The following is a 17,728-nucleotide window of genomic DNA, read 5'->3' on the forward strand; positions in this document are numbered from 1 at the left end:
ACCTTGCTCGATCCCCGGACTGTTGACCATTTCGTCGCAGCGATTGCGCGGCGCGGGCCGGGGACCTAGATCGGCAGGGACGAAGGAGAGCGCATGAGCCAGAAGATCGCCATTCTCGGAGCCTCGGGCTACACCGGCGCGGAACTCGTGCGGCTGATCGCGACCCATCCCTCGATGGAGATCGCGGCGCTTTCGGGCAACTCGAAGGCCGGGATGTCGATGGCGGAGGTCTTTCCGCACCTGCGCCACCTGGACCTGCCGCGGCTGACCACCATCGAGGAGGTGAGCTTCGAGGGCATCGACCTGGTGTTCTGCGCGCTGCCCCACGCCACCTCGCAGAGCGTGATCCGGGAGCTGCCGCGCGACGTGAAGGTCGTGGACCTCTCCGCCGACTTCCGGCTGCGGGATCTGCAGGCCTACAAGACCTGGTACGGCAAGGACCACTCTGCCCCCGACCTGCAGAGCGAGGCCGTTTACGGGCTGACCGAGTTCTACCGTGACGAGATCGCGGGCGCCCGGCTGGTGGCCGGCACGGGCTGCAACGCGGCCACGGGGCAGTACGCCCTGCGCCCGCTGATCGAGGCCGGGGTCATCGACCTCGACCGCATCGTGATCGACCTCAAGGCCGCGGTCTCCGGCGCGGGACGCTCGCTCAAGGAGAACCTGCTGCACGCGGAGCTCTCCGAAGGGGCGCATGGCTACGCCGTGGGCGGGGTGCACCGGCACCTCGGCGAGTTCGACCAGGAGTTCTCGGCCATCGCCGGGCGCGAGGTGAAGGTGCAGTTCACGCCGCACCTGCTGCCCGCCAACCGGGGCATCCTCGCCACGATCTACGTGGACGGCGAGGCCGAAGCGATTCACCGGGCGCTGAGCGAGAGATACGCGGAAGAGGAGTTCGTCCTTGTCCTGCCTCAAGGCGAGCACCCGTCGATTCGGCATATCCGGGGATCGAACTACTGTCATATCGGCGTGGTCGCGGACCGGATCCCGGGACGGGCGATCGTGATCGCGGCGCTGGACAACCTCACGAAGGGCTCGTCGGGGCAGGCGATGCAGAACGCCAACCTGATGCTGGGCCTGGAAGAGGGCGCAGGACTGAGACTGGCGCCGGTCTTTCCGTAGGACCGGCGGCGGAGGGGGGCTCTGCCCCCCGCCTTCGGCCCCCCCGAGGGTATTTGGGGGCTAGATGAAGAGAGGGGCGAAGAGCCATGAAGTCGCTGAAGAAGAAACGCCGGATCCAAGTCATCGTGCTGGCCTTCGTGGCGCTCGCGATCTCGACCGGGCTGATCGGCTACGCCATGCGGGACGGGATCAATTTCTTCCGCTCGCCCTCCGAGGTGGCCGAGGCGCCGCCCGCGCCCAACGAGACCTTCCGCATCGGCGGGCTCGTCGAGAGCGGCACCCTGGTGCGCGGCGCGGGCGAGACGGTTCGGTTCTCCGTGACCGACGGCGGCGCCTCGATCCCGGTGACCTATACCGGAATCCTTCCCGACCTCTTCGCGGAGAACCAGGGCATGGTGGGCCAGGGCCGCTACGTGAACGGGACCTTCGAGGCGACCGAGATCCTCGCCAAGCACGACGAGACCTACATGCCCAAGGAGGTCACCGACGCGCTGCGCGAACAGGGCGTCTACCGCGAGCCGGAGGCGGAGGACGCAACGCCTGCGGACGCGCCGGTAACCACCAATTAACCACGCCGCGGCAGTCTCGCTCCCTCGCGTTTTCAAGGTGGGGGCCGAGATGGACGAGATACGACGGATGGCCGTGGAGATCGTGGACCGCGAGGGCGGCTACGTGAACGACCCCGACGATCCCGGGGGGGCGACGAAGCACGGTGTCACCCTGGGGACCATGCGGCGGCTCGGGCTCGACCTGTCGGGCGACGGCAGGATCGACGCGCGGGACGTGCGGCGGCTCTCGCGGGAGGAGGCCGTGGGGATTTTCCTCGAGCACTACTTCCGGCGGCCGCGGATCGACGGACTTCCCGCAGCGTTGCAGCCCTCGGTCTTCGACATGCAGGTGAACGCCGGCGCCAATGCCGTCCGCATCCTGCAGCGGCTCTTCCGGCAGATGCGCTTCGACTGCGCGGTGGACGGGCTCATCGGGCCGGAGACGCTGAGGGTGGCGGAGCAGGCCATGGAGGCGGCGCCGGATCACCTGGTGGATGCCTACGGCATCGCCCGGCGCAGCTATTACTACGACCTGGCCGACCGCCGCCCGGCGAGCCGCAAGTACGCGCGCGCGCGCGACGGCGGCAAGGGCGGCTGGATCCGCCGGGCCGAGGAGTTCATCTCGCCGCGCTATCACCTCAGTGCCGCCGAGCACCGCGAAAGGGTCGCGGCATGGGGCTGATGGGCAGGGGACTGGACTGGGTCTTCGGCGACGGGCGCAACGTCGTGGCCGAGACCGCGGGCATCTTCCGCGAGAACGCCGAGGCCGCGGCCCGGCGTGAGGCGGGGATGAAGGACGCGGCGCTGGCGCAGCTCGCCGAGGAGTTCGCGCGGCCGCGGGCCGGGCTCTTCGACCGGCTGATCGACGGGCTGAACAGGCTGCCTCGGCCGCTGCTCGCCTTCGGCACGCTGGGGCTCTTCGGGGCGGCGATGGTCGATCCGATCTGGTTCGCGAGCCGGATGGAGGGGATCCAGCTGGTGCCCGAGCCGCTCTGGTGGCTCATGGGGGCGATCGTCAGCTTTTACTTCGGCGCGCGCCACCAGGCGAAGGGTCAGGACTTCCAGCGCTCGGTGGCCGAGACCATGGCGCGGGCCGGGACGGTGGCGCGCAACGTGGAGCGGCTGGAGCGGATGGCCGCTCCGCCCGCGCCCGCGAACCCCGCGCTCGAGGACTGGAGGCGGGAGCATGGATGAGCGGCACCCCGCGCTCGAGGCCCGGGTCGCCGCGCTCGAGACGCGCTCGGCGGTGGAGGACGTCCACCGCGAGAACGTTGAGCGTCGGCTGGGGCATATCGAGGACACGCTCAAGTGGCTGGTTCGGCTCGTGATCGGCTCGATCCTGCTCGCCGCCCTGGCCTGGATGCTGGGCGGCGGGCTGGTGCTGGTCGGGTAGGGCGTTTCGTCCCGGTCTCTCAACGGCTTTTGAGTGTCGGGAGGCGTCCCGATCGGTTAAGGAGAGGGCATGATTACCGAACTCGGACATTTCGCGCTGGTCCTCGGCTTCGCCATCGCCCTTGTGCAGATGGTGGTGCCGTTCTGGGGCGCGGAGAAGGGCTGGCGCGGCTGGATGGCCGTGGCCGACCCGGCGGCCACCTCGCAGGTGATCCTCGTGGGCTTCTCATTCGCGGCGCTCACCTGGGCCTTCGTCACCTCGGACTTCTCGCTGCGGCTGGTCTTCGAGAACTCGCACTCGGCCAAGCCGATGCTCTACAAGATCACCGGCGTCTGGGGGAACCACGAGGGCTCGATGCTCCTGTGGCTGCTGATCCTGGTGCTCTTCGGGGCCTTCGCCTCGTGGTTCGGCGGCGGGCTCCGGCCCTCGTTCAAGGCGCGGGTGCTGGCGGTGCAGGCGGCGATCTCGGTGGCCTTCTACGCGTTCATCCTCTTCACCTCGAATCCCTTCCTGCGGCTGGCCGTGCCGCCGCTCGACGGGCAGGACCTCAACCCGCTGCTGCAGGATCCGGGCCTCGCCTTCCATCCGCCGTTTCTCTACCTGGGCTACGTCGGGCTGAGCATGGCCTTCTCCTTTGCCGTGGCGGCCCTGATCGAAGGGCGCGTGGACGCCGCCTGGGGCCGCTGGGTGCGGCCCTGGACGCTGGCGGCCTGGCTGTTCCTGACGGTCGGCATCGCGCTGGGGTCCTGGTGGGCCTACTACGAGCTCGGTTGGGGCGGCTTCTGGTTCTGGGACCCGGTGGAAAACGCGAGCTTCATGCCCTGGCTCATCGCGGCGGCGCTGCTGCACTCGGCGATCGTCGTGGAAAAGCGCGAGGCGCTGAAGAGCTGGACGATCCTGCTGGCGATCCTGGCCTTCGGCTTTTCGCTACTCGGAACCTTCATCGTGCGCTCTGGCGTGCTGACGAGCGTCCATGCCTTTGCCAACGATCCCGAGCGGGGGGTCTTCATCCTCGCGATCCTCGGCGTGTTCGTGGGCGGGGCGCTGACGCTCTACGCGGCGCGGGCGAACACGATGCGGGCGACCGGGGCCTTCTCCACCGTCAGCCGGGAATCGGCGCTGGTGCTGAACAACGTCCTGCTGGCGGTCTCGGCCTTCGTGGTCTTCGTGGGCACGATCTGGCCGCTCTTCGCTGAGATGGTGCTGGGCCGGACGCTTTCGGTCGGGGCGCCCTTCTTCGACGCGGCCTTTTCGCCCTTCTTCGTAGCCATCGCGCTGGTGCTCCCAGTGGGGGCCATGGTGGCCTGGAAGCGCGGCAAGCTGGGACGGGCGGCGCAGCCGCTCTGGCCCGTGGCCGTGCTGGCCGTGGCGCTCGGTGCGCTGGCCTTCGCGCTGCAGACCGGGCGGTCGGCGCTAGGACCGGTGGGCGTGGCGCTCGGCGTCTGGGTCGTGGGCGGCGCCTTCGCGGACCTCTGGTCGCGGACCGGGCGCGGGCCTCTCGGCCAGCGCTTCGGGCGGCTCACGCGTCTGCCGCGCGGCGACTGGGGCAAGACCGTCGCCCATGCCGGGCTCGGCGTGACGATCTTCGGGATCGCCGCCATGCTTGCCTGGCAACAGGAGGACATCCGCGTCGCGCAGGAGGGCGAGACCTACGAGGTCGGTGCCTACGAGGTGACGCTGAACGACGTGCAGGAGGGGCGGGGCCCGAACTATCGCACCACGATGGCCGAGATCGAGATGATGCGGGATGGCCGGCAGGTCGCGCTGCTCTACCCGGAGAAACGGGTCTACCCGGTCGCGGCCATGCCCACGACCGAGGCCGCGATCGACAACGGCGTGCTGCGCGACCTCTATGTCGTGATCGGCGACGAGCAGGATAACGGCGGCTGGGCGGTGCGCGTCTACATCAAGCCCTTCGCCAACTGGATCTGGGGCGGGGCGATCCTCATGGCGCTGGGCGGGCTGATTTCGCTGTCCGACCGCCGCCTGCGGATCGGCGTGGCCGCCGCCAAGACCCGCTCCGTGCGACAGGTGCCCGCCGAATGAAGCGGCTCCTTCTGATCCTCTGCCTGCTGGCCGCGCCGCTCTGGGCGGTGCAGCCCGACGAGATGCTCGACGATCCCGCGCTCGAGGCGCGGGCCCGCGAGATCAGCCAGGGGCTGCGCTGCCCGGTCTGCCAGAACGAGAGCATCGACGAATCGAACGCGCCGGTCTCCCGCGACCTGCGTTTGCTCGTGCGCGAACGGCTGGTGGAGGGCGACAGCGACGCCGAGGTCGTGGACTACATCGTTGAGCGTTACGGCGAGTTCGTCCTGCTCTCGCCGCCGCGCGAGGGGGCCAACCTCGTCCTCTGGTGGTCGGCTCCGGTGCTCTTCATCCTCGGCCTCGGTATCGCCTGGGCGGCGATCCGGGGACGCGGACGGGCCGCGCCGCCCGAGGGGCTCTCGGACGAGGAAGAGGCCCGGCTGCGCGAGCTTACCGGCGACTGACTTGCCAGGGCGGCCGCCCGGCGCTAAAGCAGCGCCACGGTCCGCAGTTCACCGAGGCGCCGCCACCCGCAAGGGATGCTGAACCTGCCAGACGAGAGAGTTGTCGTGCAGCTTTCGCCGCATCCACGGACAAGGGCGGCCATCCGGCCCCGTCGAGGGGACAGCGATGACGGCGGGAGACATGCCATGACCCGTCAGGCCATTCCCCTGACCATCCCCGATATCAGCCTCTTCGCGAAGGCGCTGCGCGCGCAGCTGCCGGGCGAGACCGGGCACCAGTCCATGCTGAACGCTGTCGCCCGGGCGGCGGGATACCCGAACTTCCAGGCCCTGAGCGCCGCCCCGCGCGAGCCCGAGCCCGACCGGCGTGCGGTGGACCGCGCGGCGGCCTGGTTCGACGCCGATGGGCACTTCACCGCCTGGCCGGCGAAGTACTCTGTCCAGATGCTCTGTCTCTGGCCGATCTGGGCGCAACTGCCCGCCCGCGAGGCGATGACCGAGCGGCAGATCTCGGACCGGATCCACGCGCTCTGCACCTTCCGCGACGCGGCCCGGATCCGGCGCGAAATGGTCAACCACGAGATGCTGCGGCGCAGGCTCGACGGCTCGGAATACCGGCGCGTCGAGCAGAAGCCGGGGCCTACGGAGCGGGCGCTCATCGCACGGATCCTCGCGTGACGCAGTGTCCCCCTTCCGATTCTCGCGCGGCTCGCCCAAGTTGGCCGCGCGAGTGAGGAAAGGGACCGCGATGGAGTACAAGGCGATTGCCTACGAGCTGTCGAACGACATCGCTGTCGTGACGCTCAACCGCCCGGACAAGATGAACGCGCTCAATGCCCAGATGCGGGCCGAGCTGACCCATGCGCTCAAGCGCGCGGGCGGCGAGGCGCGGGTGGCGGTCCTGACCGGCGCGGGGCGGTCGTTCTGCTCGGGCCAGGACCTTGGCGACGGGCGCGCCAACGATCTCGATCTCGAGCGGGTCCTGCGCGACGAGTACGTGCCGATGCTCAAGGCCGTGGTCGACTGCCCCGTGCCGACCATCGCCGCGGTCAACGGCCCTGCGGCGGGGGCGGGGGCGAACCTCGCGCTCCTGGCGGACGTGGCGATCGCCTCGGAGGAGGCCTATTTCGTGCAGGCCTTCACCCGGATCGGCCTGGTCCCCGACGCGGGCGGCACCTGGCTGCTGCCGCGGCAGGTGGGCCTGGCGCGGGCCATGGGCGCCGCGCTCTTCGCCGACCGGATCGAGGCCGCGCAGGCCCGCGACTGGGGCATGATCTACGAGACGGCCCCGGCCGAGGGCTTCGCCGCGCACTGGCAGGCCCGCGCGGCGCAGCTGGCGCAGGGGCCCACGGTGGCCTACCGGCACCTCAAGGAGGCCATGCGCGGCTCGTCCGAGCGCACGCTCGAAGAGCAGCTGGCGGTGGAGGCCAAGGCCCAGGGCGCCTGCGGCCAGACCCGCGACTTCCGCGAGGGCGTGGTGGCCTTCCTCGAAAAGCGGGCGCCGGTCTACGAGGGCCGGTGAGGGCCTTCGTCGCGATCGACGTGCCTCCCGAGGCGGAGGCGGTGCTGGAGCGGCTCCAGGAACGGATGCCGGTCGGAAAGCCGACCGATCCGGAGACCTTTCACATCACGCTGGCCTTCCTCGGCGAGGACCTCGAGGAAGAGCGGGTCGCCGAGATGCACGACGGGCTTTCGGCGCTGCGTGCGCCGGATTTCGAGGTCGAGCTGCGCGGGCTCTCGACCTTCGGCGCGCAGCATCCGGCGGTGCTGGTGGCCGACGTGCCCCGGACCGAAGCGCTGGACGAGTTGCAGGCCCGGGTGGCAAGCGCGGCCCGGCGGGCCGGGATCGTGCTGGAGCGGCGGCGGTTCAAGCCGCACGTCACGCTCGCCCGGTTCCGGTATAAGGTGATGGGCCCCGACCTGGAGCGGCTGCGCCGGTTCCTCGAGGCCGAGGCGCGGTTCAGGCTCGATCCCTGGTCGGCGGGGAGCTTCGCGCTCTACGAATCCGTGCTGACCGGCGACGGGGCCTGGCACGAGGAGTTGGCGCGCTACCCGCTCGTGCGCTGAGCCATCAGCCGGGTCAGGCCGCGGAAGTGGTAGACGTCGGCGTACTGCGGCGGCTCCGAGGGCTGGAGGCCGGGCAGGCGCTCGAAGAGCACCCTCAGGCCGATGAGCAGTTCCAGCCGCGCGAGCGGGGCGCCGACGCAGAAGTGGATGCCGCCGCCGAAGCTCGCACCCTGCGGGCCGGTGCGACCGGGCCGGAAAGCCGCCGGATCCTCGTAGGCCGCCGGGTCGCGGTTGGCGGCGGCGAGAAGGCAGGCCACACGGTCGCCGCGGCGGAGGGTCTGTCCGAAGGCTTCCATCTCCTCGTAGACCCAGCGGTCGAAGAGATGCAGCGGCGGGTCGAGCCGCAGGCATTCCTCGACCGTGACTTCGTCGACGGGCGGATTTCCCTGTTCCATCAGCAGCTTGGCCGCGTTGCCCATGGAGTGGACGGTCGCCTCGTGTCCCGCGTTGAGCAGCAGGATTACGGTGGTCACCAGTTCGTCGGTCGTGAGCTTCGCGCCCTCCGATTCCGCAGCGATGAGATCGGTCAGCAGGTCGGGGCCGGGGCGGCTGCGGCGGGCCTCGATGGTCTCGACCACGAAGGCGCGGAAGTCGCGAGAGGCGGCGACGGCGGCCTCCTCGATCTGCGGCGTGCGGCGGGCCTGGTACATGGCGACCATGGCGTTGGACCAGGCGAGAAGGTCCTCGGCCCGCTCTTCCGGCACGCCCAGCAGGCGGCAGATGACGACGATGGGGATCGGCCGGGCATAGGCGTCGAGCAGGTCGACAGGGCCCTCCGGGAAGTCGTCGATCAGGCGGTGGCAGAGCGCCTCGATCTCGGTCTCCATCCCCGCGATCCGGCGGGAGGTGAAGGCCCGCAGCACGAGCCCCCGCAGGCGGGTGTGGCGCGGCGGCTCCAGCTCGAGCATCGAGTGCGCCTCGATGTCGTAGAAGGGCTGCAGGCGCGGCGGGATCTCGGTGGCCTGCTCGGCCGGCACCTCGCGGCCCAGCCGCCGGTCCTTCAGCAGGGCCGTGACCGCGCGATGGGAGACGGCGCAGATGCGGCCGTAATCCTCCCAGTAGAAGAGATCGCCGCCCTCCCGGGCTCGGTCGTAGAACGGGTAGGGGTCGGCGACGAAGGCGGGGTCGGTCGGGGACTGGGAGAGGCGCAACATGCCGCAGATGTGCCGCCTCCCGCGTCGGTCGGCAAGCCGTCGTTTGACCGGAATGCGGCGAGGATCGGGGCCGTTACGGAAAGGCAGGAGAGACTGGAGCGGGTGAAGGGAATCGAACCCTCGTCGTAAGCTTGGGAAGCTTCTGCTCTACCATTGAGCTACACCCGCGCCAGATTTTCTTAGATGCTCCCATAATCTTACGCAAGCCCTCACCGAATCTTGGGGTGGATTTGGGGCGACGCCCCAGAAGTGACTGCGATTCCAGGCCCTTGGCGGCATGGATAATTGCCGGTTCGACACAGCTAAGGCCGCACCTGCCCATACTAGACCATTGCCCGCACATGCCCGCCAGAGCGTGCACCTGGCCGTTCTCGAACCTATACAAGCGTTCGCGATTGCCCTAAGTGGACCGAGTTGGGCGCCCTTGCCGGCGCGAAATCTGCCCGCTCGCCGGCCCGGATGGCCCCGAGCAGTTCCCGAGAGTAAAGCTCCCCCATGCACCCTGCACTTCGCGCGGCCCTCGATGACCGTGGCTACACCACGTTGACACCTGTTCAGACGTCGGTACTCGACCCTGCTTTGAAGGGTCGAGACCTGCTGGTTTCGGCGCAAACCGGCTCGGGCAAGACGCTGGGCTTCGGCCTTGCCATCGCGCCCACGCTTCTGGATGACGATGATGCCTTCGCGCCGGGCGCCACGCCTCTTGCCGTGGTCATTGCCCCGACGCGTGAGTTGGCCTTGCAGGTCAAACGAGAGCTCGGGTGGCTCTATGCCAAAGCGGGGGCCGTCCTGGCCTCCTGCGTCGGCGGCATGGACATGCGCGACGAACGCCGCGCGCTGGAACGCGGGGCACATATCGTTGCCGCCACGCCGGGACGGCTGCGCGACCACATCAGTCGCGGCTCCATCGACCTCTCCGCCGTGCGCGCCGTCGTGCTCGACGAGGCCGACGAGATGCTCGACCTCGGATTCCGCGAGGAGCTTGAATTCATCCTGAACGAGTTGCCCTCCGAACGGCAGACCCTGCTGTTCTCGGCGACCGTTCCGCCGGCCATCGCCGCTCTCGCGAAAGGCTACCAGAACGACGCCGAACGGATCGTGGCGAAGTCCGAAACTCCACAGCACGACGATATCGAATACCGCGCATCGATGGTGGCCGAACGGGATGTCGACAACGCGGTGATCAATACGTTGCGGTTTCACGAAGCTCCCAATGCTCTGGTCTTTGCCAACACACGCGCCATGGTCAACCGGCTGGCCGCACGTCTGTCGAACCGCGGGTTCAACGCGGTCGCGCTGTCGGGCGAGCTGTCGCAGGCCGAACGCACCCACGCATTGCAGTCCATGCGCGACGGGCGCGCGCAGGTCTGCGTCGCGACCGACGTGGCGGCGCGCGGCATCGACCTGCCGAGGCTCGATCTCGTCGTTCATGCCGAGCTGCCATCCAATCAGGAAAGCCTGCTGCACCGATCCGGGCGCACGGGCCGGGCCGGGCGCAAGGGCGTGAGCGTGCTGATGGTCACGCCGCGCACGCGCAAGAAGGCCGAGCGCTTGCTGGGGTGGGCCAAGGTCAGGGCCGAGTGGGGCAGCGCTCCGTCAGCCGCCGAGGTCCGCGCGATGGATGAAGAGCGGCTGTTTTCCGATCCCGCCTGGCAGGAGCCGGCAACCGAGGAAGAGCAGGAGAGCGCAAAGCGGCTTCTCGATGCATTTTCGCCCGAGCAGATCGCCGCCGGCTACCTGCGCCTGCTGCACACGTTGCGTGCCCCGCCGGAGGAGCTGGCCGAGCTGGGGGCAAAGCCTGAACCCGTCAAGGATTTCGGCCCTGCGACGTGGTTTGCCGTGTCGGGCGGTCGCGACGCGGGCGCCGAGCCGCGACGCCTGCTGCCGATGCTCTGCAAGGCGGGCGGCCTGTCGAGAGACGACGTCGGCGCAATTCGGGTTCAGAAAGACCAGAGTTTCGTGCAGATCCGCGACGAGGCAGTCGCAGGTTTCCTGGCGACCGTCGGTGAGAGCATGGTGCTGGAAAAGGGCGCGCAGCTCACCCGACTCGCTGCGCCACCAGACCTCGCGACCAAGGGATCGGCGCTCGAGCGAGATACCGTCGGACGCAAGACCGCCAGCGCCAAATCGCATCGCCCTGAGGCGCCTGTGCCAGCCGGGCAGGAGCCTGCTCAGGCGACGACGCCCGATCGAGCGCGAGAGCACCGGCCGAGCCATGGCCGCAAGGACGCGGTCGACCGGGCTCCTGTCGAGCCCCACATCGCCGCCGAACCAAAGCGCAAACCCAAGGGTTCGCCCCCGCCCAAGGGCAAGCCGAGCAGCAAGAAGAACCGCGCTCGCGCGGCGGCAGCCGCATCCGGCAAAGGGGCAGGAATAACCCGGAGCAAGGCGGGCACCCCCAAGCGGCAGCCCAAAGTCCCCAGGCGGGCTCGTGGTGGATCGTAGTAGGTAGCCGCCCCGCCTGTTGCTTTGCCGCTCCCGGCCCATAGCCGACAGTGAAAATGCCAACTCGTGTCGCGAGGCCGCGTCCGAGATGCCAGGATATGACCCGCTTTCGATGCGTCGCGCCGCATCTTCACATGGCCCAAGGTCTGGTTCTCGTCGATGCTATCCGGCTGCCCGCTCCTTCGCGCTACTGTCTGGCGGACAGATAGGCATCAAGTTCCTGACGGTCCGGATGATAGGCTGAGACCTCTCGCAGCCGGCCGGCCACCCGCTCGGGCGTCGTTCCCATGGCCTGCTCGCTCATGTCCGGCAGCCTGTGAGCGATACCTGCGTGGCAGTCGATGCAGGTGCGTTCGCCCGTCGCGAGAAACCTTTCGTGCTGGTCGGCCGCGCGCTGGCTCTGCTCGGCGAAGTCCATCGCCTCGTAGGAATGGCAGTTGCGGCATTCGAGGCTGTCGTTGGCCCGGAACCGCGCCCACTCCCGGCGCGCCATGGTCAGACGATGGGCCTCGAACTCCTCTTCGGTGTCGATCGTGCCGAAAAGCCAGCCCCAGACCTCCTTTGACGCGGCGACCTTGCGCCCGATCTTGTTCACCCAGTCATGCGGCACATGGCAGTCGGGGCATCCCGCCCGGACGCCCGAGGAGTTGTTCCAGTGCACGGTCGTCTGGAGATCGGCATAGACGTTCGCCTCCATCTCGTGACAGCCGATGCAGAACTGCTCGGTGTTCGTCGCCTCGAGCGCGGTGTTGAAGCCGCCCCAGAAGAGGATGCCGCAGATGAAGCCGCCGAGCGTCAGGAATCCGAGCGAGAAATAGGCGCTCGGCCGGCGCATCGCGGTCCAGATGCGTTTGATCAGTTTCCACATGTCTGCCCCCTCAGTCGCCGGCGCCCTCGAACTCCTGCGACAGGAGCGTATCGATATCGATGAACACGTTCTCGACGCCCGGCTCGTCGGGATGCTGCGGCACGTGGCATTGGGTGCAGAAGTACCGACGCGGCGAGACCTGGGCGAGCGCCTGACCCTCCCGGTCCACGTAGTGCGTAACCGAGACCATGGGCGCCTGGCTGTCCCCGATGCGCGTGCGGGCGTGACAGGTCAGACAGCGGTTCGCGTTGATATCGACCTGGTAGCCCTCGATCGCATGCGGAATGACCGGAGGCTGCTCGGGATAGTTGCGGACCTGCCGTATGTCGGTGTTGACCTGCGGCCGCATCGCCGGCGCTTCGGCGTTCTGGTCGAGAGGCGCGCCGCGAAGTGTGGCGACGCCGCCACCACCGGTCTGGGTGAGCGCGGCGCCCGCCGTCATGACGACGATCAGCGCGGCGTGGAGCGGTGCATTGGAGATACGCATCACACGGCCTCCAGACGGACGGCGCATTTCTTGAAGTCGGTCTGCTTCGAGATCGGGTCCGTGGCGTCCAGCGTCACCTTGTTGATGAGCTGCGTCGCATCAAACCAGGGCACGAAAATCAGCCCGCGCGGGACACGATTGCGGCCGGCGGTCTCCACCCGGCTGCGGATCGATCCGCGGCGCGAGACGATGCGGACCTCGGAGCCGCGATTGAACCCCAGTTCGCGCGCGTCGAGAGGGTGCATGTAGACGAGCGCGTTGGGCACCGCCTTGTGCAGCTCCGGTACGCGCTGGGTCATGGAGCCGGAATGCCAGTGCTCCAAGACGCGCCCCGTCGAGAGCCAGAAGGGATACTCGTCGTCAGGGCTTTCCGCCGGTGGCTCGTAGGGGAGCTGGAAGATGTTCGCGCGGCCCTCGGGCTTGCCGTAGAACTCGATCTGGCGGTCCTCGCTCACGTATGGATCGTAGTCGCGATTGTAGCGCCAGCGTGTCTCCTCGCCGTCAACCACCGGCCAGCGCAATCCGCGCTCCTCGTGGTACCGGTCGAAGGGCGCCAGATCGTGACCATGATCGCGACCGAACCGGGCATACTCCTCGAAGAGTCCCTTCTGGACGTAGAAACCGAAGTGCCGCGCCTCATCGTTGGCATAGTCATCGGAGGTGTCATCGAGCGGGTAGGCATTCACCTGCCCGTTCTCGTAGAGGACCTCGTAGAGCGTCTTGCCGCGATACTCGGGGTTGGCATCCAGAAGCTCGGCGGGCCAGACCTCGTCGGTGGTGAAGCGCTTCGAGAACTCCATGAGCTGCCACAGGTCGGAGCGCGCCTCGCCCGGTGCGTCCACCAGCTGGTGCCAGAACTGGGTGCGGCGCTCGGCGTTGCCATAGGCGCCCTCCTTCTCGACCCACATGGCGGTGGGAAGGATAAGGTCGGCGGCCTCGCAGGTGACCGTCGGATAGGCGTCTGAGACGACGATGAAATTCTCCGGGTTCCGGTATCCGGGGAGCGTTTCCTCCATCATGTTGGGCGCGGCCTGCATGTTGTTGTTCACCTGCACCCAGTAGGCGTTGATGATCCCGTCCTTCAGCTGCCGGTTTTGCAGGACGGCATGCGCGCCGACCTTTTCGGGCACCGTCCCCTCGGGCAGTTTCCAGATGCGCTCTGCCGTGGCGCGGTGCTCGGGGTCGGTGACCACGAGATCGGCCGGCAGCCGATGGGCGAACGTGCCCACCTCGCGCGCCGTGCCGCAGGCGGAGGGCTGACCCGTCAGGGAAAAGGGCGAGTTCCCGGGGGTCGAGATTTTCCCGGTCAGCAGGTGGATGTTGTAGACGAGGTTGTTGCACCAGACGCCGCGCGTGTGCTGGTTGAACCCCATCGTCCAGAGCGACATGACCTTCGTCTCCGGATCGGCGTAGAGTTCGGCCAGGGCTTCCAGCTTGGAGGGCGATACGCCCGTGAGCTCGCTGACATAGTCGAGCGTGTAGTCCGAGACGAACTCGGCAAAGGTATCGAAGTCGATCTCTTCGGACGCGCCGGCGGCATCGGCGTGCGAGGCCGCAACCTCGAGCGGGTGGTCGGGGCGGAGACCGTAGCCGATGTCGGTCTGACCGCGGAGGAACCGGACGTTGTCGCGCAGGAAGTCCTCGTTCACGCGCCCCGTCTGGATGATGTGGTTCGCGATGTAGTTCAGGATCGCGAGGTCCGTGTGCGGTGTGAAGACCATCGGAATGTCGGCGAGGCCGAAGCTGCGGTTCTCGAAGGTCGAGAGCACGGCGACCTGGACGTGAGGATGCGACAGCCGCCGATCGGTGAGCCGCGTCCAGAGGATGGGGTGCATCTCCGCCATGTTCGCTCCCCAGAGGACGAAGGCGTCCGCGTGTTCGAAATCGTCGTAGCAGCCCATGGGCTCGTCGATGCCGAAGGTCCGCATGAAGCCGGCCACGGCCGAGGCCATGCAGTGACGCGCGTTCGGGTCGATGTTGTTGGAGCGGAAGCCGGCCTTCATCAGCTTGGAAGCCGCGTAGCCTTCCCAGACGGTCCACTGGCCCGATCCGAACATGCCGACGCCGTCGCCGCCCTTGGCGGCCAACGCGGCCTTGAACCTTTCGGCCATCACGTCGAAAGCCTCGTCCCAGCTGACTTCCTCGAACTCGCCGTCCTTGGCGAACACGCCGTCGCGCTTGCGCAGGAGGGGCCGGGTCAGGCGGTCCCGTCCGTACATGATCTTGGAGAGGAAATAACCCTTCACGCAGTTCAGGCCGCGGTTGACCTCCGCCTTGGCGTCGCCGTGGGTCGCGACGACCCGGTTGTCCTTGGTTGCGACCATCACCGAACAGCCGGTGCCGCAGAACCGGCAGGGCGCCTTGGACCACTTGAGCTCGGTCAGGTCGCGGTCGGTCACAAGGTTCTGGGCCTCGGCCGAAAAGGGAATGCCCGCGGCCGTGGCGGCGGTTGCGACCGCCTGGGCCTTCAATGCCTCGCGTCGGGTCATCTTCATGGCGTCGTCTCCCTGTCTGGTTCGTCGGAGGGGGCGTCTTCGGCCACCGGCTCGCAGTGGTGGTAGACCATCGTGGCGGCGAGCACGCCGTCGAGCAGTTGGAGCTGCGTGAGCGTATCGCCGAGGTCGCGCGCGCTCTCGCTCTCGTGGGTGAAGACCAGCTTGCCTTCGGGGCTGGCGAGATGACGTTCGAGCCCCATCCCCACGATGGTCTGGCTCACGTCGTCGACGCGGTCGGGGCGGGCATGAACGACGATGCTGGCGAGGTGGAGTTCACGCGGCATGGGACCTCCGGTGCGGGTCTGGCTGGCGGATCGTGATCGCGTTTGCCGGACAGATGGGGACGCAGGCGCCGCACCCGGTGCAGCTCTCCTCGTCCACTGTCATCACGGCCGTGCCGCCGAGCTGTGGTCGGGCCCGGAGCGCGCGGGCTTCGCAGACATCCTCGCAGGCACGGCAGGCGATGCCGCGAGGCTCGAAGCAGCCCTCTCCGACCGAGGCCACGGCCTCCCACGGGGGATCGCGCTTCAGGTCGAAGACCTCCTCGGGACAGGCCTCCGCGCAGGCGCCGCAGAAGGTGCATTCGGCTGTGAAATCGATGACCGCGTGACGGCCGCCGGCGATCCTCAGGATGTTCTGCGGACAGGCCTCGGCGCAGGCTCCGCAGGCGGTGCAGTGCTCCATGACTCGTTGGGGGTCGGACCAGGGGAGAGAGACCGGCTCGCCCCGCCCCAGGAGCGCTCTGCGGCCCGGGAGGCTGGATGTGCGGTCCCGGCGCCCCATCAGTAGACGGGGGGGCCGAACATGAGATGCTGCATCCAGATCAGGAAGCCGAAGCCGCCGACGAAGATCACGCTGAGCAGCGGAAAGAGCACGAAGGCGAGAAACAGGAAGGCCAGGGTCTCATGCCGCTTTGACGGGCTATGGTCTGAAACCTGGGCTTGGTCGGATTGCGCCATCGGCCACCTCCGCCTGCTAACACATACTCAAGGACTCACCTGTTCGTGATCTTGGTAGCAAACGGCGTCCGCCCAATGCAACTCATAAGCGACTAATTTTTGAGCAGAATTGAAACCTGAGCGGCCTCTGCGCCGTGGACACCTCTGTCGCTCGCGCCGTTCCGAACCGGTTCCTTCGGGAGCGGCAGCTTTTCCGCAAGGGCGTCCCCGACCGTCTAGCCATCCACGAGAATCGCTTTCGCTTGTGCTACCGCTCTGGATCGCGGACCCCCTTCGCAGTGCTGACGGTCCCGAGATGCTGGGCCATCGCGCCATGTGCACCTCGGCCGTCACCGGCTTCGGTGGCGGCCCTCTCACTCACTCCGATATCATCCGCTTGCCGCTTCATGGCGCGGACGAGCGATCGGCGGAATAAGGCTCGACTTGAAAGGCCCGCGGTCGGTGCGCATTATCGAGATAGGCGAGGACGACCTTGCTCGGCCAGACGGTCAACACGCGGGACGGCCCGACCAACAATCGGAGCCCCTCCATGCGCAGCACCCCGGACCGTATCCGTCAGGCCGTCAGCTTCGAGCTCATCGGCATCCTGATCGTCACGCCCCTCTTTGCCTGGGCCTTCGATCATCCGATGGGTGACATGGGCATACTCGTGGTGCTCGGCGCCACGGCCGCGACAGCCTGGAACTACCTCTTCAATCTGGGCTTCGACCACCTGTTGAACTGGCGGCGCGGCGACGTTCGCAAGACCCTGCCTCTCCGGGTCGTTCATGCCGTGCTGTTCGAGGCAACCCTACTGGTCCTTCTGCTGCCCCTCTTCGCGTGGTGGCTCGATGTCTCGCTGTTGGCCGCGCTGGTGATGGAGATCTCCTTCGCGACCTTCTACATGGTCTATGCCTTCGTTTTCACATGGGGCTACGACACGCTCTTCCCGCCGCAACAGGTCCGGCAGGGCGGCCTCTAGGTCTCCTCCCGCAGGCCGAAGGTGAGCGACAGGCCCACCGGGGAGAGGCGCTCGAGGCAGAGCTCGGAGCCGACCGGATCGGCGGCCAGGATGACCACCGAAAGGATGTCGTCGCGCAGGTCGAAGCGCACCTCCTCGACCCCTCTCGCGCTGGTCGGGTAGACGTAGCGGTCCGATCCGGTGCCGCTCAGCCGCCCCGGGAGGCTGTCGCCCCGGCCCTGGAAGCTGTGCCACCGGCGGAAGGACCATCGTTCGTCGTCCACCATGGTCCCCGGAGCCGGCAGCAGCCGGGACCGGTCGCGGCGGGAGATCGGGCCCGCGGCGAAATTGATGTCGGAGATGGCGGCGGTATCCGGGGAGCACCCGCTCTCGGGATCGGGCTGCATGTAGATCGCCGCCTGAACCAGCCTGCCCGGCGGGCCGCGCCGGTAGATCGAGCTCACGTTGAACTCGAGGTAGAGGTGAATGTCGCGCCGCGTGCCGTTCAGGCAGTCGGTTCCGACGACGGCCTCGTTGTACTCGAGGGTCGAAAGGTCCGGGAAGGGCAGGGCGTCCGCTGTCGGCCTGCAACTGACATCGGTCCTGTATTCCACGAAGTGCTGTACATGGCGCGGGAAGAAGCCCCAGCCCTGGCGCGTTATCGTGACGTCGCAGCCGACGAGGGCGACAAGCGACAGGAGGGCGAAGGTGCGGCGCATGGCGGTCTCCCCGGACGTCGCACAACCCTAGCGCGAAAATCT

General features: G+C 68.1%; 20 protein-coding genes and 1 tRNA gene. 12 read left to right on the top strand and 9 right to left on the bottom strand.

Going from position 1 to position 17,728, the window contains the following annotated elements:
- The first annotated feature begins 93 nt into the window (after nt 1-93).
- From argC to thpR, 10 genes are all read left to right on the top strand, one after another.
- Nucleotides 94-1,122, top strand: a complete 1,029-nt coding sequence (gene argC / locus F3S47_RS07040) for an N-acetyl-gamma-glutamyl-phosphate reductase (RefSeq protein WP_150444539.1) — start codon at nt 94-96, stop codon at nt 1,120-1,122.
- Between the two features lie 86 nt (nt 1,123-1,208).
- Nucleotides 1,209-1,691: a cytochrome c maturation protein CcmE gene (gene ccmE, locus F3S47_RS07045; RefSeq protein WP_150444540.1), complete on the top strand. Its 483-nt coding sequence runs from the start codon at nt 1,209-1,211 to the stop codon at nt 1,689-1,691.
- A 49-nt stretch (nt 1,692-1,740) separates the two neighbouring features.
- On the top strand, nt 1,741-2,352 hold the full coding sequence (locus F3S47_RS07050) for a holin-associated N-acetylmuramidase (protein WP_150444541.1): 612 nt from the start codon (nt 1,741-1,743) through the stop codon (nt 2,350-2,352).
- Nucleotides 2,343-2,864 (top strand): holin family protein, encoded by a 522-nt coding sequence (locus F3S47_RS07055; protein ID WP_150444542.1) that lies wholly within the window; start codon nt 2,343-2,345, stop codon nt 2,862-2,864. The genes F3S47_RS07050 and F3S47_RS07055 overlap by 10 nt, the downstream gene beginning before the upstream one ends.
- The gene (locus tag F3S47_RS07060; protein WP_150444543.1) at nt 2,857-3,063 is read left to right on the top strand and encodes a hemolysin XhlA family protein; all 207 of its coding nucleotides are present in this window, start codon (nt 2,857-2,859) and stop codon (nt 3,061-3,063) included. Before F3S47_RS07055 ends, F3S47_RS07060 begins: the two co-directional genes overlap by 8 nt.
- 69 nt (nt 3,064-3,132) lie before the next feature.
- The gene (locus F3S47_RS07065) at nt 3,133-5,109 is read left to right on the top strand and encodes a heme lyase CcmF/NrfE family subunit (RefSeq protein WP_150444544.1); all 1,977 of its coding nucleotides are present in this window, start codon (nt 3,133-3,135) and stop codon (nt 5,107-5,109) included.
- The gene (locus tag F3S47_RS07070) at nt 5,106-5,552 is read left to right on the top strand and encodes a cytochrome c-type biogenesis protein (RefSeq protein WP_150444545.1); all 447 of its coding nucleotides are present in this window, start codon (nt 5,106-5,108) and stop codon (nt 5,550-5,552) included. Before F3S47_RS07065 ends, F3S47_RS07070 begins: the two co-directional genes overlap by 4 nt.
- A 186-nt stretch (nt 5,553-5,738) precedes the next feature.
- Nucleotides 5,739-6,230 (top strand): DUF2087 domain-containing protein, encoded by a 492-nt coding sequence (locus F3S47_RS07075; RefSeq protein ID WP_150444546.1) that lies wholly within the window; start codon nt 5,739-5,741, stop codon nt 6,228-6,230.
- A 70-nt stretch (nt 6,231-6,300) separates the two neighbouring features.
- Entirely contained in the window at nt 6,301-7,074 is a 774-nt protein-coding gene (locus F3S47_RS07080; RefSeq protein WP_150444547.1) for an enoyl-CoA hydratase-related protein, read from the top strand.
- Nucleotides 7,071-7,619: an RNA 2',3'-cyclic phosphodiesterase gene (gene thpR, locus F3S47_RS07085; RefSeq protein WP_191090110.1), complete on the top strand. Its 549-nt coding sequence runs from the start codon at nt 7,071-7,073 to the stop codon at nt 7,617-7,619. The genes F3S47_RS07080 and thpR overlap by 4 nt, the downstream gene beginning before the upstream one ends.
- On the opposite strand, the gene F3S47_RS07090 is transcribed toward thpR, so the two are convergent.
- Together F3S47_RS07090 and F3S47_RS07095 are read right to left on the bottom strand one after the other, a co-directional pair.
- Nucleotides 7,601-8,773: a cytochrome P450 gene (locus tag F3S47_RS07090; RefSeq protein WP_150444549.1), complete on the bottom strand. Its 1,173-nt coding sequence runs from the start codon at nt 8,771-8,773 to the stop codon at nt 7,601-7,603. The genes thpR and F3S47_RS07090 overlap by 19 nt on opposite strands.
- 94 nt (nt 8,774-8,867) lie before the next feature.
- Nucleotides 8,868-8,941: transfer RNA gene (locus F3S47_RS07095), tRNA-Gly, on the bottom strand.
- Between the two features lie 327 nt (nt 8,942-9,268).
- Between F3S47_RS07095 and F3S47_RS07100 the strand changes: the two genes are divergently transcribed.
- Nucleotides 9,269-11,218 carry a DEAD/DEAH box helicase gene (locus F3S47_RS07100; protein WP_150444550.1) on the top strand — a complete coding sequence of 650 codons (1,950 nt, stop codon included), beginning with the start codon at nt 9,269-9,271 and terminating at the stop codon, nt 11,216-11,218.
- A 187-nt stretch (nt 11,219-11,405) separates the two neighbouring features.
- Here F3S47_RS07100 and F3S47_RS07105 read toward each other — a convergent pair whose 3' ends face one another.
- From F3S47_RS07105 to F3S47_RS07130, 6 genes are all read right to left on the bottom strand, one after another.
- Nucleotides 11,406-12,086 carry a NapC/NirT family cytochrome c gene (locus F3S47_RS07105; protein WP_150444551.1) on the bottom strand — a complete coding sequence of 227 codons (681 nt, stop codon included), beginning with the start codon at nt 12,084-12,086 and terminating at the stop codon, nt 11,406-11,408.
- Nucleotides 12,087-12,096: 10 nt separating this feature from the next.
- A complete protein-coding gene (locus F3S47_RS07110) occupies nt 12,097-12,573 on the bottom strand; it encodes a nitrate reductase cytochrome c-type subunit (RefSeq protein WP_223877749.1) in 477 nt (158 codons plus the stop codon).
- A complete protein-coding gene (gene napA / locus F3S47_RS07115; protein ID WP_150444553.1) occupies nt 12,573-15,068 on the bottom strand; it encodes a nitrate reductase catalytic subunit NapA in 2,496 nt (831 codons plus the stop codon). The genes F3S47_RS07110 and napA overlap by 1 nt, the downstream gene beginning before the upstream one ends.
- Nucleotides 15,065-15,352 carry a chaperone NapD gene (locus tag F3S47_RS07120; RefSeq protein WP_150444554.1) on the bottom strand — a complete coding sequence of 96 codons (288 nt, stop codon included), beginning with the start codon at nt 15,350-15,352 and terminating at the stop codon, nt 15,065-15,067. Before F3S47_RS07120 ends, napA begins: the two co-directional genes overlap by 4 nt.
- Entirely contained in the window at nt 15,342-15,752 is a 411-nt protein-coding gene (locus F3S47_RS07125) for a ferredoxin-type protein NapF (protein WP_191090111.1), read from the bottom strand. Before F3S47_RS07125 ends, F3S47_RS07120 begins: the two co-directional genes overlap by 11 nt.
- A gap of 98 nt (nt 15,753-15,850) precedes the next feature.
- Nucleotides 15,851-16,027 (bottom strand): periplasmic nitrate reductase, NapE protein, encoded by a 177-nt coding sequence (locus F3S47_RS07130; protein WP_150444556.1) that lies wholly within the window; start codon nt 16,025-16,027, stop codon nt 15,851-15,853.
- 529 nt (nt 16,028-16,556) lie between these two features.
- On the opposite strand from F3S47_RS07130, the gene F3S47_RS07135 reads away from it, so the two are divergent.
- Nucleotides 16,557-16,988: a PACE efflux transporter gene (locus tag F3S47_RS07135; RefSeq protein ID WP_150444557.1), complete on the top strand. Its 432-nt coding sequence runs from the start codon at nt 16,557-16,559 to the stop codon at nt 16,986-16,988.
- On the opposite strand, the gene F3S47_RS07140 is transcribed toward F3S47_RS07135, so the two are convergent.
- Complete coding sequence (locus tag F3S47_RS07140; RefSeq protein WP_150444558.1) at nt 16,985-17,686, bottom strand: hypothetical protein; 702 nt, start codon at nt 17,684-17,686, stop codon at nt 16,985-16,987. The two genes, F3S47_RS07135 and F3S47_RS07140, sit on opposite strands and share 4 nt — an antisense overlap.
- Nucleotides 17,687-17,728 lie beyond the last annotated feature (42 nt).

This window comes from Histidinibacterium aquaticum (assembly GCF_008710275.1).
Taxonomy (GTDB): Bacteria; Pseudomonadota; Alphaproteobacteria; order Rhodobacterales; family Rhodobacteraceae; genus Oceanicola; species Oceanicola aquaticus.